At 40.4% G+C, this 12,664-nt stretch carries 14 protein-coding genes and 1 pseudogene; 5 read left to right on the top strand and 10 right to left on the bottom strand.

The features are described from left to right. Nucleotides 1–15: 15 nt before the first annotated feature. The 3 genes from ACQVGS_RS08505 to ACQVGS_RS08495 all read right to left on the bottom strand — a co-directional run bounded on the left by ACQVGS_RS08505 (nt 16) and on the right by ACQVGS_RS08495 (nt 2,684). Nucleotides 16–1,308 (bottom strand): MFS transporter, encoded by a 1,293-nt coding sequence (locus ACQVGS_RS08505; protein WP_024122070.1) that lies wholly within the window; start codon nt 1,306–1,308, stop codon nt 16–18. 107 nt (nt 1,309–1,415) lie between these two features. Beyond that, a complete protein-coding gene (sodA, locus tag ACQVGS_RS08500) occupies nt 1,416–2,024 on the bottom strand; it encodes a superoxide dismutase SodA (protein ID WP_024122071.1) in 609 nt (202 codons plus the stop codon). 177 nt (nt 2,025–2,201) lie between these two features. Then, the gene (locus ACQVGS_RS08495) at nt 2,202–2,684 is read right to left on the bottom strand and encodes a DUF456 domain-containing protein (protein ID WP_216394004.1); all 483 of its coding nucleotides are present in this window, start codon (nt 2,682–2,684) and stop codon (nt 2,202–2,204) included. Nucleotides 2,685–2,812: 128 nt separating this feature from the next. On the opposite strand from ACQVGS_RS08495, the gene ACQVGS_RS08490 reads away from it, so the two are divergent. Beyond that, the gene (locus ACQVGS_RS08490) at nt 2,813–3,574 is read left to right on the top strand and encodes a DUF1189 domain-containing protein (protein ID WP_491831388.1); all 762 of its coding nucleotides are present in this window, start codon (nt 2,813–2,815) and stop codon (nt 3,572–3,574) included. 535 nt (nt 3,575–4,109) lie between these two features. On the opposite strand, the gene yqgA is transcribed toward ACQVGS_RS08490, so the two are convergent. Both yqgA and ACQVGS_RS08480 read right to left on the bottom strand, forming a co-directional pair. Then, nucleotides 4,110–4,538 carry a cell wall-binding protein YqgA gene (gene yqgA / locus ACQVGS_RS08485; protein WP_044154538.1) on the bottom strand — a complete coding sequence of 143 codons (429 nt, stop codon included), beginning with the start codon at nt 4,536–4,538 and terminating at the stop codon, nt 4,110–4,112. An 892-nt stretch (nt 4,539–5,430) separates the two neighbouring features. Continuing rightward, nucleotides 5,431–5,578: pseudogene (locus ACQVGS_RS08480) on the bottom strand (transposase); the annotation flags it as partial. A 187-nt stretch (nt 5,579–5,765) separates the two neighbouring features. Here ACQVGS_RS08480 and ACQVGS_RS08475 point away from each other — a divergent pair. Together ACQVGS_RS08475 and ispG are read left to right on the top strand one after the other, a co-directional pair. Then, nucleotides 5,766–6,065, top strand: a complete 300-nt coding sequence (locus ACQVGS_RS08475; protein WP_095713288.1) for a LysM peptidoglycan-binding domain-containing protein — start codon at nt 5,766–5,768, stop codon at nt 6,063–6,065. 137 nt (nt 6,066–6,202) lie between these two features. After that, a complete protein-coding gene (gene ispG / locus ACQVGS_RS08470; RefSeq protein WP_173400513.1) occupies nt 6,203–7,321 on the top strand; it encodes a flavodoxin-dependent (E)-4-hydroxy-3-methylbut-2-enyl-diphosphate synthase in 1,119 nt (372 codons plus the stop codon). Between the two features lie 25 nt (nt 7,322–7,346). On the opposite strand, the gene ACQVGS_RS08465 is transcribed toward ispG, so the two are convergent. Beyond that, nucleotides 7,347–7,736, bottom strand: a complete 390-nt coding sequence (locus tag ACQVGS_RS08465; RefSeq protein ID WP_082687864.1) for a DUF308 domain-containing protein — start codon at nt 7,734–7,736, stop codon at nt 7,347–7,349. Nucleotides 7,737–7,868: 132 nt separating this feature from the next. Between ACQVGS_RS08465 and ACQVGS_RS08460 the strand changes: the two genes are divergently transcribed. Further along, a complete protein-coding gene (locus ACQVGS_RS08460; RefSeq protein WP_024122075.1) occupies nt 7,869–8,450 on the top strand; it encodes a nucleotidase in 582 nt (193 codons plus the stop codon). 42 nt (nt 8,451–8,492) lie between these two features. Here ACQVGS_RS08460 and zur read toward each other — a convergent pair whose 3' ends face one another. After that, nucleotides 8,493–8,930 carry a zinc uptake transcriptional repressor Zur gene (gene zur, locus ACQVGS_RS08455; RefSeq protein ID WP_010334964.1) on the bottom strand — a complete coding sequence of 146 codons (438 nt, stop codon included), beginning with the start codon at nt 8,928–8,930 and terminating at the stop codon, nt 8,493–8,495. A 140-nt stretch (nt 8,931–9,070) separates the two neighbouring features. After that, nucleotides 9,071–9,952, bottom strand: a complete 882-nt coding sequence (locus tag ACQVGS_RS08450; protein WP_010334965.1) for a YitT family protein — start codon at nt 9,950–9,952, stop codon at nt 9,071–9,073. A gap of 116 nt (nt 9,953–10,068) precedes the next feature. Between ACQVGS_RS08450 and ACQVGS_RS08445 the strand changes: the two genes are divergently transcribed. Next, nucleotides 10,069–10,323: a DUF2624 domain-containing protein gene (locus tag ACQVGS_RS08445; protein WP_024122076.1), complete on the top strand. Its 255-nt coding sequence runs from the start codon at nt 10,069–10,071 to the stop codon at nt 10,321–10,323. 32 nt (nt 10,324–10,355) lie between these two features. On the opposite strand, the gene ACQVGS_RS08440 is transcribed toward ACQVGS_RS08445, so the two are convergent. Next, on the bottom strand, nt 10,356–11,249 hold the full coding sequence (locus tag ACQVGS_RS08440) for a deoxyribonuclease IV (protein ID WP_095713289.1): 894 nt from the start codon (nt 11,247–11,249) through the stop codon (nt 10,356–10,358). A gap of 9 nt (nt 11,250–11,258) precedes the next feature. After that, complete coding sequence (cshB, locus tag ACQVGS_RS08435; RefSeq protein WP_024122078.1) at nt 11,259–12,575, bottom strand: DEAD-box ATP-dependent RNA helicase CshB; 1,317 nt, start codon at nt 12,573–12,575, stop codon at nt 11,259–11,261. Nucleotides 12,576–12,664 lie beyond the last annotated feature (89 nt).

The following is a 12,664-nucleotide window of genomic DNA, read 5'->3' as shown; positions in this document are numbered from 1 at the left end:
CTTATTGCCAAAAAATTATCTTTCGCCTTTTAAAAGGTTCGGTTCAGTCACCCGTTTGTGGCCGTCTTCTTCCATAGTTTCATTTTCCTCTTCTTTCTCTTTAAAACGAATATCCTTGACAAAGTAATAAATGAGCGGATGTCCGATACCCAAGATGGCAAGCGACAACGGTATACCCATATCTTCTTTAAAAAGGGCCACGATAAGGAGAAAGCATAAAATCGAAACAATTCTGCCGGCGTTTAAAAACATTTCTCTCAGCACGATATATTCAATTCTCGCTTTTCTGGCATGTCTGGCCCGTCCTATGACATCATATGTAAGTGATACATAAGGCACGAGCAAAAGAGGATAGCCGATCGCAATAAACACGCCGTACGTCAATAATGTCGTAAAGCTCATATGAAAGAGTATCAAAAACAGCGCACCGTACAAAATAAGGCCGCCCAGCAAAATTGATTTTTTACGGGCCTTTTTCTTGATCAGCCTTGATGCAAAATAATAGGCAAAAAAGGAAACAGCGGAGTTGACGAGACCAAAGGTTCCGAGGGCCAGTTCGCTGTTTGTCTCAATAAACACAAAAACACTGATTAAAAAGACGAAAATCCCTTCTCTCAAGCCCTGAAAAAAATGCGCATTTGTAATTCGCCGCCAGTTCATATTAGTGTGGCGTTCTCCAAATACCTTACTCAGCATAAATTGGCCCTTTGATTCTCTCCGTTTTAGGAAGAAGCTCATCACGACAGCCAGTGCAAATAAACTGAGGGAGAGACTGAAAATGACAGTGTAACCCGTATTATTTTCAAGCCTTGAGATGACAAATCCTGCAACAATCGGACCAATCATTCCTGCAGATGAGGACAGGATGCCCATAAAGCCGTTGAAAAAATCCCGCGTATCAGGCTCTGTTATTTCAAAGGTGAGCACATTAAACGCGAGCCAGTAAAATCCATAGCCTACTCCGAGCACCGCTCCGATGAGAACAAGACGTGATGCAGCAGTTTCTCCAGCCAGCAGCACACTTAAATAAAATGCTGCTAAAAAAATCACTCCAAATCTAAGAATGAAAACCCGGTCTATTTTTTTGGCTAAACGGCCAGCTAAATAAAATGTTATCGGCTGCATCGTCACAATCGATAAGTTGTATATCGCCAAATCAATAAATTTTCCTGACTGCTTCCAGAGATACACATTCACAAATGTATTGGAAAGCGCAATTCCTAACGAGTAAAGACCGCCAACGGTCAGCAGAAGAAGTAATCCTTTATTTACATTTACATCTCCAATTACCTTTTTTAGTTTGCTCATTACTGACTCCCCTTTACTACCCCTTAGTCTGTCTCACTGAAACCGAGATATGTAAAGAGAAGACATAAAAAAACAAGGCCCTTTTATGAGGGCCTTGTTTTGCGTTATTATTTTGCTGCGCTGTAAAGACGAGCAACTTCGTCCCAGTTTACCACATTCCAGAAAGCTGAAATGTAATCAGGACGGCGGTTTTGATAGTTAAGGTAGTAAGCATGCTCCCAAACATCAAGACCTAGGATAGGCGTTTTGCCTTCAGAAAGCGGAGAATCTTGGTTTGGCGTGCTTGTGATTTCAAGTTTGCCGTTATTTACAACAAGCCATGCCCAGCCTGAACCGAAACGTCCAGCTGCTGCTGCAGCGAATTGTTCTTTGAATTTGTCCAAGCTTCCAAATACACTGTTGATCTCTTCAGCAAGCTCGCCAGTTGGCTCGCCACCGCCGTTTGGAGATAAAAGTGTCCAGAATAATTTGTGGTTCGCGTGTCCGCCGCCATTGTTGCGTACTGCTGTGCGGATGTTTTCAGGAACAGAATCTAGATCTGCAACAAGCTCTTCAACTGATTTGTTTGCAAGAGCAGTGTTTCCTTCAACCGCTTTGTTTAAATTTGTAACGTATGTGTTATGGTGCTTCGTATGGTGAATATTCATAGTTTCCTTGTCGATATGCGGTTCTAAAGCATCGTACGCATAAGGTAATTCTGGAAGTTCGTAAGCCATGATAATTCCTCCTTAATATATATGTACTGAAATGCCGCTTCACAGCGAGCCTTTCTTCATTCAATGTAACAAAAGAACGCCGTGTAATCAATGAAAAAGCTCACAATTTGGCTATTTCAGCAGACATATTTCACTTTAACCGTTACTTTGCCCCCTTAAACCTTCTGACAGCAATTCTTACAGGACAGTCCATAAAAAATATCCGATCATTAAAAGCTGAATAATTCCCTTTGCAATGACCCCCGTTAAAAAGCCGATCAATGAGCCTAGCCCAATTTTAAACGCTGATTTTACATCGTTTTGATGTACGATAAGCTCTGCGCAAACAGCTCCGATAAACGGCCCTAAAATAATCCCCGCAACCGGAATCACAAAGGGACCGATCAACAACCCGATCGTACTCCCCCAAATAGCAGCTTTGCTTCCGCCGAACCTCTTTACACCAATCAGATTGGAAACGTAATCTGCGGCGAATAATACTGCGGCGAATACAGCTTCAACCAGCCAGAACATATAGGAATACGGACTGAAAGAAAACAAAAATCCGTATAATACAAAACCGGCAACGATAAATACAACACTTGGAATAACAGGATACACAAGCCCGATAAAAGCGATGATAAATAGTGCCGCGATCAACAGCCAATACAAAATATCCATAGAATCCATCCTCCTCATTATGCTTACATCTCTTATCTTACACTTCTGCCAATGCAGGTCTTCCTTGTATTCATACGCAGGCAACGATACAATAAGCAAATATATTGTATAGCTAGGAAGTGAAGACAGTGAATGTATTTCAGCTTTTCATCAAAAGTACATACTCTCCACGGGATATTGCAAAAACAAGATTTCAAGGAATCGGAAAAGCGATTCTTTATGTATTTTTGCTTTCTGTCCTTTTTGCGATCCCCACTGCTTATTATGTAAGCTCAGGGACCGTCCAATCTATGAACGGCTTTAAATCCGTATTAAACAAAGATTTCCCTGATTTCACAATTTCAAACGGCAAACTTCAGACGGATGAAAAAAAAGCCACAGAATCAAAGGCAAACGGCTTTGTCATTGTGTTTGATCCGACGGATGCATATGGCACGGAACAAGTCGAAGCAAAGCAAAACGCAATAGGTATACTTCAGGATAAGTTTGTTTTGGCCATTGACGGACAGGCCCAAGAGATGGCTTACTCAATGATGCCGTCAGATTTAACCAAAAAAGATGTCACTGCAGGGTTAAACCAAAATAAAACAATGATCGTGACTGTTCTCTCGGTACTCATTTTTCTCGTGACAGCGGCGGGAAAATTTATTGAGGTATCATTCTTGGCGCTTATCGGGCTAATCATAAAGAACGCTCAGCAAAAGCAGCTGTCTTACCAGCAGCTATGGAAGCTTTCTGCTTACTCCATTACCCTTTCAACAATATTTTTTACGATTATGCGTGCGTTAGAAACAACGGTGCCAAGTGAATTTTTAGTCAACTGGTTTGTTAACTTTGTCATCCTGTTTCTCGTATTAAAAGAGCTCCCGACTAAAAAAAAGAAATCTTAAAAAAATAGCGGTTAATTTTCAGGAATCTTTTCAAAAAAAGGCTGGTACATGTGTAACTTTCTCTTTAAGCAAACAGTGTAAAAAGGCCAATCTAACAACTTGGATGCTACCCTTTCTTTTCTTGGGAAGGAATTTCATTCTAAATAAATAGTTTTTTGTACGAGAACTGGGTCCGGAAATTTTCAGTTGTGAAATAATTTGATGTTTTAATCTCAGCCAATTAAAACAATGTCTAAAAAAACAGTAATGATTACCGTTGAATTTCCAGAATCTATCCTTCAGAACAAATCCTTTGTAAAATATTGAAGCGCAGGGTAAAGATATATAAAACTTTTTTCTTTTTTAGTCACCAACAGAAAATAAATTTATATCCACATTTTTCAAAAAAGTGCTATGAAATAATTTTGTCTAAAAATATATATTAAAAAGCTAGGTGCCGACAGGCACCTAGCTTTTTAATTCGAATTCAAATTTAGTACCAAAAAAACTAGAATTATCTCTTCCAATCCTCTTGAGCTTTAGCAATAATATATTATTATCTTTTCTGAGGATTTATATAAACAAATGCTGCTCCCTTAGCTTTCCCCTTGTACACAGATAAACCTACTGCCCAAGGTACACCTGTCGGTTTTGGTAATTTACTGAAATAAAACTTTTTAGTTGGTGTTCTACTCGAAAAATACCCTGAGTATTGAGGACCGATGTCCCCACCTTCGACAATAGAAACACCAAAACTCTTATAATTTAATTTACCACATTTTCCATTTGTCTCAGCATAAGCATCAATAGAGGTAGCACTTTTAGTATATGTATACGCATCAGTAATAACTCTTATCTTACAACCAGAGATACCACTTACTGATTGCCAACCACTGCTTGCTGCCTCTGCTTTTTCTTTAGGTAGTGCTACGAGCATTGCCATTAGCAGCAAAATTAAAAACACTGAAAATTTTCTTTGCTTCATTACTATGTTCCTCCTTTAAAACTATTACTATGTAATCCTAACAAATCCTTCAGCTTTTGTAAATAATGGTATATGCGTTTTATATTATAATAAATCACCACTTTATTATAGCTCACTCATCTTTTTGACTGCATTATATTTTAGTCAAAGAGATTCCTTCAAAAATCGATCACATAAAAAAAGAGACAAAGTCCATTCGTTGGATATAACGACAATCTTTTTTGTTCAATATGTAAAGCGAAAAAACAACGTGAACAAATCGTTGTGCAGTGAGTAAACTTGTTTAGCTGATCATTTGGACTGGTGTGAAAATCATAAGAAACATTGTACTTTTTTTAATTTATGGTGAATCTACTTCTTAATTTTCCATTATGGACTGCCTAGTGTTGATTCGGCGGTATTCATCCTATATGAATTTGAGCATCATTCCATTCGCGAGACCATCGGCCATATTCCACAAATATCGTATACCGGAAGCTATGAATCTCAATCTTGTCTATCCTCCATCGACAGGACGCACTCAAAGCCATTATGAAGAAAATATGCGGCGCCTATTCAAAATCAAGTTGACCCAAGAAATTAAAAATAGATCGCGAAGTAAACAAAAAACCGTTAGAGCCTAGTCCTACTCAGAGGATCGAGAAATTTAAATTGAGCACAATCGATTGTGAGAGTGATACTTTCTGAAAAATAAAATTGGAACGTTTATTTGCATATGACTTTCAACCGAAACGGACTTGTCTTGGAGGGACAGTGGTTGAATCTGTCAATGGTTCGTGACAGTCAAGTGTTTACATTTTTTTCAGTAAAGTAAAAATGAACGCGTAGCTATGCCTCATACAATCGCAGTCGATGCAGAATACAAAACACTTACGAAACTTCTCAACGCGCTTTTTCTTTCACATAAGGGGTGGGGGATATTCTGAAATACCTTTTTTGATTTTCCTATAAATTACTTGTCTTCTGTCCTTCGGAGCAATTACGATGTGGTACTTACAATTCCAAGTAGTATGCGCTGAACTATTACTGTCTTTTGACATCATAACTCCTCCGTATGCTCATTTTTGGTTGGCGAACCAAACATATATAGCACTCTGGAGAGTATTTTTCATGTCATACTGGAATTTTCTTGGAACCCTAGGTCTAGCCTAGGGTTTTCTTTTGTCATGAATCAACACGGACAAGCATACAATGTTATAAAAATTTTGTATGCGGGAGGCAAAATCAATGAAACGTCTCACTTTTGTATTCAGCATTCTCTTTATCCTTTTTATTATTTTTTATGATCTTAAAATTGGAACGATCCCCATTCAGAACCTCCCTGTCTATAAAGCATCGGCAAAAACAGCTGTACAGGAAACAGCGTATAAAACGGTGACGGTAAAACCGGGTGACACGGTCATGTCAATTGTCGGGTCTGCAAGTTCCCCTGACGATATTGTAAAGGATTTTGAAACGCTTAATCCAAGTGTAAAAGCCAATACGATTCAAGCAGGAACAGCATACAAATTCCCGGTCTACCCATAATTAACGTTAATTTCTTGTCAGTTCGGCGAATACACTGTTACAATATAATTTGTAAAATACATTGACATACACCATACTAGGTTTATTCTATCTAGAAGCGGCAACTACAATTAAGGAGCGATTGACAAGTGAGTGAAATCACCCATCGTACAAAAACGCGTCCCGTTAAAGTGGGACCTTTAACAATAGGCGGTAACAATGAAGTCGTTATCCAAAGCATGACAACAACCAAAACACATGATGTAGAAGCAACGGTTGCGGAAATTAACCGGCTGGCTGAAGCCGGATGCCAAATCGTGCGGGTGGCTTGTCCGGATGAACGGGCGGCAAACGCCATTGCGGATATTAAAAAACGCATCTCCATTCCGCTCGTTGTTGACATTCATTTTGATTATAAGCTTGCGTTAAAAGCCATTGAAGGCGGCGCAGATAAAATACGAATCAACCCAGGCAACATCGGCCGCCGTGAAAAAGTCGAAGCGGTCGTTAAAGCGGCAAAAGAAAAAGGGATTCCAATCCGAATTGGTGTAAACGCAGGTTCATTGGAAAAACGGATTTTAGAAAAATACGGATATCCGACAGCAGACGGCATGGTAGAAAGCGCTCTTCATCACATTAAGATTCTTGAAGATCTAGATTTTCACGATATTATCGTCAGCATGAAGGCTTCTGACGTAAACCTTGCCATCGAGGCTTACGAAAAAGCGTCAAAAGCATTTGATTACCCGCTTCACCTCGGAATCACCGAGTCAGGAACGCTGTTTGCCGGTACAGTAAAAAGCGCAGCAGGACTTGGCGCGATTTTAAGCAAGGGCATCGGTAACACCCTGCGTATCTCATTAAGCGCAGACCCGGTTGAAGAGGTTAAAGTAGCGAGAGAGCTATTGAAATCCTTTGGTTTGGCCTCTAACGCTGCAACCCTCATCTCATGCCCGACTTGCGGCCGTATCGAGATTGATTTGATCAGTATCGCCAACGAAGTGGAAGAATATATTTCTAAAGTGAAAGCGCCGATTAAAGTCGCCGTTCTCGGATGTGCGGTAAACGGCCCGGGTGAAGCAAGAGAAGCTGATATCGGCATCGCTGGAGCACGCGGCGAAGGCCTTCTGTTCCGAAAAGGTAAAATTGTCCGTAAGGTTCCAGAAGAAACAATGGTTGAAGAACTGAAAAAAGAAATCGACATACTTGCTGAAGAGCACTACGCAAAGCTTGAGGCTGAAAAAGCGAAATTAGATGAAGAAACACAAAAAGCTTGACGGAAACCCGTCAAGCTTTTTTGTATTAGAAAAATGGAATAATAAATATTCCAAGCACTAATGAAACAACACCAATCCCCATAGCCCATGCACCCAGGCTTTGGGCTCCTCTTCTTCTTGCGATATAGCCGACAATAATACCGGCAGCTCCCAACAAAACAGGAAGAACAAACAATGAAATAATGGACAAGGCTAAAGCGATATAACCTATCCCCCGTCCTTCATTGACATTTCCGCCGCTGCGGTCATTCTCTTGGTCACCGCTTCGGTCAGAAGCACGGAAAGGCTCTGCAATTTCAGCAGCCGTTTCCTCAAAAAAACCATCATTGTCGCGGGTAATATTTGTTCCTTCAGAACCATGATCTACATAGTAACTGTTGTTATCACGTTTTTCGTAATCGTTTGCCACCTTCAATTCCCCCTTCTGTTTTATTAAAGGAGCTTTTATAGTTTGATCCATTTTTGCTGATTCATGTTTGCTAAACTTTTCTGGTAATGTTAATTGTTTATGTTACACTTGAAAGGATGAAACTGAAGGAGTGTGGGCATGTTACGGTTAGGAATAGATATTGACGGCACAATCACGGCTCAGGATACATTCGTCCCTTATTTAAACCGCTCGTTTAATCTTTCCATTTCATTAAACGATATGACGGATTATGATTTAACAAAACTGTTACATATTACACAGGAAGAATTTTGGGATTGGATGAATCAAAATGAAGCAATCATATATAAAGAAGCACTTCTTGCGCAGCATGCAAAACAGTCCCTTGACCTCCTCAAAGAGGAGCACCGGCTGATTTATATTACGGCGAGAAGGACTCATTTAAGCGATGTTACGTTCGAATGGTTTGACAGACAAAACATCCATTATGACCACATAGAGCTCGTGGGCGGGCATCATAAAGTCGAAGCGGTCAAAAAACATGACATCGACTTGTTTTTTGAGGATCATCACGGAAACGCAATGATGATTGCAAAAGAAGCCGGTATACCGGTGATTTTATTCAATTCGCCTTATAACCAGCTTCCGATCGATTCAAATATCATTAGAGTTAACAACTGGCTCGAAGCGGTTCAATGGATAAATGAAAATAAACATTATTTCATACGTGTGAAAAATTAAAAAAGGAGCCTGATCAGGCTCCTTTTTCTCTATCCTTAACTCTTACGCAGAAGGTTGATCTTGCTTTTCCTGTTCACAGCTTGGACATGTCCCGTAAATCTCAAATTTATGCCCGCTGATCTGATAGCCATCTAGATCATCATAGAGCTTATCCATCGGACAAGACTCAATTTCCTTTGTTTTGCCGCAAGCCAAGCAAATAAAGTGATGGTGATGATGAGTAAATGAGCATTTAAATCGGAACAGCTTTTCACCGGAGAGCTCAGTCGTTTCCAAAATACCTAGCTCTTCATATAAAGAAAGGTTTCTGTAAATCGTATCAAAGCTTAAACCGGGATAATCATCATTTAGTGCAGACAGTACATTTTTAGCGGTCAGATACCTGTCCGAATCAGCAAAAAGCTGAAGCATATCTTCCCGTTTGCTTGTATATTTATATCCGTTTTCTTTCAGTAAGTTCAGCGCTTCTTGTACGTTCATGAAGGGCCCCCTTTTCGCTTTGCTTAAGAACGAACGTATCTTATATATCAAAAAGAAAATGGCAGCTGTCTGACCAGCAAGCCATTTTCTTTACTACTGATAAAATTATACCCATAAAATGAATAAAAGTAAATGAAAGCCTAGTGGATTGCGGTTTTGAATTTACCGCCTCTTGTTTCATGAGTATTCATAATTGTAATAAATGCATTATCGTCGACTTCAAACACAATGGATTTGAGCTTGGTCACTTCCAGCCTTGTGACAACTGCATAAATCACATCTTTTTCCTCGTCTGTATAGCCGCCTTTTCCCTTCAGCTTCGTTGTTCCGCGTCCGAGACGGTGTAATATTGCGTCGGAAATCTCATCATACTGGTCCGAGACAATAATCACAGCTTTTGTTTCATCCAGCCCTTGGATGACCGCATCAATGGTTTTCATGGCAATGTAGTAAGTCATGAAAGAATACATAGCTTGCTCAGGACCGAACACAAAACCGGCCCAAATAAAGATAAATACATTGATGAGCATCACAAACTCACCAACTGAAAACGGCAGTTTTTTCGTTAGAAGGATACCGAGAATTTCTGTGCCGTCCATTGAACCACCGTTTCGAATCACCAGCCCGACACCAAAGCCGAGCAAAAGACCTCCGAATACTGTAGCCAGAATAGGCTGTGTCGTAATGGCTTCTACGTGGTGAAGCGAGGATTCGATTAAGGCAAGGCCGACAATCCCGATAACAGTAGAAACGAGGAAGGTCTTACCGATATATTTATATCCGAAGATCATAAAAGGAATGTTTAAGATGACAACGAATACAGCGAAATTCAGAAAGGGGTTTGACATAAAGAGGTGGTCTAAAATAAGTGATACACCGATAATGCCTCCATCAATAAAATCATTGGGGACTAAAAATAATTCAATACTTACCGCCGCAGACGCAGCTCCAATCAGAATCATGATGACCCTGAATATAAAATGGGTAAATGATTCTCTTTTGTGTTGTTTTGTTGGGGTCATAAAATCTCCTTTCCTGCAATAACTATTTTAAATAGACTATGACTCTATTTTACCATGAAATGCTGACACATTTTACTGATTTGCCCATACATTATGTCTGAGAGGTGGAATGTTCGATGATATTATTTCAAAGAATTATTTTGCAGAGGCTCAATCAAGCCACTGCTGAAGATTTATTGAAGTACTCTAAGCAATACGGAATCAGTCTGTCAAAACCGCAGGCAGTTGAAGTAGCAAACCTGTTATACGGGAAAAATGTGAATATTTTTAATGAGCAGGAACGTACGCGGCTGCTGAAACAAGTAGAATCCATTACTTCAAAAGAAACAGCTCAAACCGTTCATGAACTTTTCAAACAGTTCACAAGCTGAAAAAAGGGGGGAATTCAATCCCCCCCCTTTTTTTATTGCTGTAAAATCTTTTCGAGTAATGTGTTGTCAAATTGCTTTTCTTTCAGCATTTGAATTTCAAAACGGTACGGTGGTTTTTTGTTCTTTTTATCTTCACCGACATACGGCGTTTCAAGGATTTTCGGAATGTCTTTTAACTGCTCATGATGAACGACATATTGCAATGCGTCAAACCCGATTTCCCCGAAGCCAATATTTTCATGACGGTCTTTTCTCGCGCCTTTGATATTTTTGCTGTCATTGATATGGAGCACTTTGATTCTGTCAATACCGACAATTTTATCGAACTCATTCAGCACTCCGTCAAAATCTTCGACAATATTGTAGCCGGCATCATGTGTATGGCATGTGTCAAAGCATACAGACAAATGCTCATTGTGTGTCACGCCATCAATAATTTGCGCAAGCTCTTCAAAGCTTCTGCCGCATTCAGATCCTTTGCCTGCCATTGTTTCTAATGCAATCTGCACATTTTGATTCGGATCAATGACTTCATTTAAACCTTCAATAATTTTTTTAATGCCTTCTTCGGCTCCCGCGCCAACATGAGCACCCGGGTGAAGGACGATTTGCTTCGCGCCGATAGCAGCTGTCCGCTCAATTTCAGAGCGGAGAAAATCAACACCAAGCTCAAACGTAGCCGGATTGGTCGTATTGCCAATATTAATAATATAAGGCGCGTGTACGATAATTTCGTCGATCCCGTTTTCCTGCATGTGAGCGCGGCCGGCTTCTATATTTAAGTCTTCAATTTTTTTTCGGCGCGTATTTTGCGGCGCACCTGTATAAATCATAAACGTGTTCGCCCCGTAAGAGACTGCTTCCTGACTCGCAGCCAGAAGCATATGTTTTCCGCTCATAGAGACGTGTGAACCTATTCTCAACAACCGGTTCCCCTACTTTCTTTTTTTAGATTGATTTCTTCGCTGTTTTTTCTTAATTTTCTCCATCTCGTAGCTCATTTTCTTTTTATAACCCGGCTTAACCTTCTTCGGCTTTTTCACGAGACGATGGGCGATTTCATCTGCTTCGTTTGGCGTCTTTTTACGCTTTTGGCGGCGCTGGCGGTCATCGCCTTTTTTCCATTCGCCTTTTTCAATCTCCAGGTAATCAAACTCAATACCCATTTTCTCAAGCTTCACCAATGCATCCTCATCAGAAAGCTCATAAATTGTCATGGCCTGTCCTGAAGAACCCGCGCGCGCTGTTCTGCCCACACGGTGAACATAGAAATCAAGATCATCAGGCAGCTCATAGTTGATGACATGGCTGACACCTTTAATATCAATGCCTCTTGCGGCGAGGTCAGTTGCAATTACATAAGTGAATTCCAAATCATTAATCTGCTTCATGACTTTTTTCCGCTCACGAGGCGTTAAGCCGCCGTGCAGAAGTCCGATTTTCATACCTTTGCCCATCAAATATTTGGCAATATGGTCGGCAGTGTTTTTCGTATTGGCAAACACAATGCCTAAGTATGGGTTCAGATTAGACATGATATCGAAAAGGAGCTTGTCCTTATCACGGTGCTTTGAAGGAATAAGAATATGCTCAATTTTTGCAGCAGTGACCTGTTTCGGCTCCACGTGGGCATATTTCGGATTTTCCATATATTTTTTCAAAAACGGTTTCAGCTTTTCCGGAATAGTTGCAGAGAACACAAGCATCTGCAGATTCTCCGGCATGCGTGAACCAATGTAATCAACGTCTGCAAGGAACCCCATATCCAGCATTAAATCCGCTTCATCAATAACAAGAGACTCAGCTTTATGAACACTTAATGCCTGTTCTTTGATTAAATCCGCAATCCGTCCCGGCGTTCCGACGACTAGATGCGGCTGCGTTTTCAGTTTATCAATGGCTTTCTGCTTATCTGTTCCTCCGATAAAACATTTCGAACGGATCGAATCGCCTTCTGCACCCTGCGTGATTTTCAGCGCTTCCTGATAAATTTGGTTGGCAAGCTCGCGCGTCGGAGCCGTGATGACCACCTGAACGACATCCTTAGCAGGATCAATTTTATTTAACAAAGGAAGTAAGTAAGCGTGAGTCTTTCCGGTTCCCGTCTGAGACTGTCCGATGACGCTTTCTTTTTTTAATACAGCAGGAATCAGCCTTTTTTGAATATCAGTCGGTTCATAAAAACCAAGGCGATGTACTGCATCTATAATAAACGGTTTCAATTCATACACATCAAATTTAGTTTCTTTCATTTTTCCCAGCTCCTTAAAGCGGCACATTATGTGTCCATCATCACATTATACCCGATTTACGTTAAAAACACCACGTTTGGAAGGCGTTT

The organism is Bacillus sp. SD127 (assembly GCF_058566445.1).
This window is presented reverse-complemented; position numbering and strand designations above follow the sequence as displayed.

Coding starts and splice junctions, on each gene's coding strand:
- ACQVGS_RS08505 (WP_024122070.1), bottom strand. CDS start 1,308: ATGAGCAAACTAAAAAAGGTAATTGGAGATGTAAATGTAAATAAAGGA.
- sodA (WP_024122071.1), bottom strand. CDS start 2,024: ATGGCTTACGAACTTCCAGAATTACCTTATGCGTACGATGCTTTAGAA.
- ACQVGS_RS08495 (WP_216394004.1), bottom strand. CDS start 2,684: ATGGATATTTTGTATTGGCTGTTGATCGCGGCACTATTTATCATCGCT.
- yqgA (WP_044154538.1), bottom strand. CDS start 4,538: ATGAAGCAAAGAAAATTTTCAGTGTTTTTAATTTTGCTGCTAATGGCA.
- ACQVGS_RS08475 (WP_095713288.1), top strand. CDS start 5,766: ATGAAACGTCTCACTTTTGTATTCAGCATTCTCTTTATCCTTTTTATT.
- ACQVGS_RS08460 (WP_024122075.1), top strand. CDS start 7,869: ATGTTACGGTTAGGAATAGATATTGACGGCACAATCACGGCTCAGGAT.
- zur (WP_010334964.1), bottom strand. CDS start 8,930: ATGAACGTACAAGAAGCGCTGAACTTACTGAAAGAAAACGGATATAAA.
- ACQVGS_RS08450 (WP_010334965.1), bottom strand. CDS start 9,952: ATGACCCCAACAAAACAACACAAAAGAGAATCATTTACCCATTTTATA.
- ACQVGS_RS08445 (WP_024122076.1), top strand. CDS start 10,069: ATGATATTATTTCAAAGAATTATTTTGCAGAGGCTCAATCAAGCCACT.
- cshB (WP_024122078.1), bottom strand. CDS start 12,575: ATGAAAGAAACTAAATTTGATGTGTATGAATTGAAACCGTTTATTATA.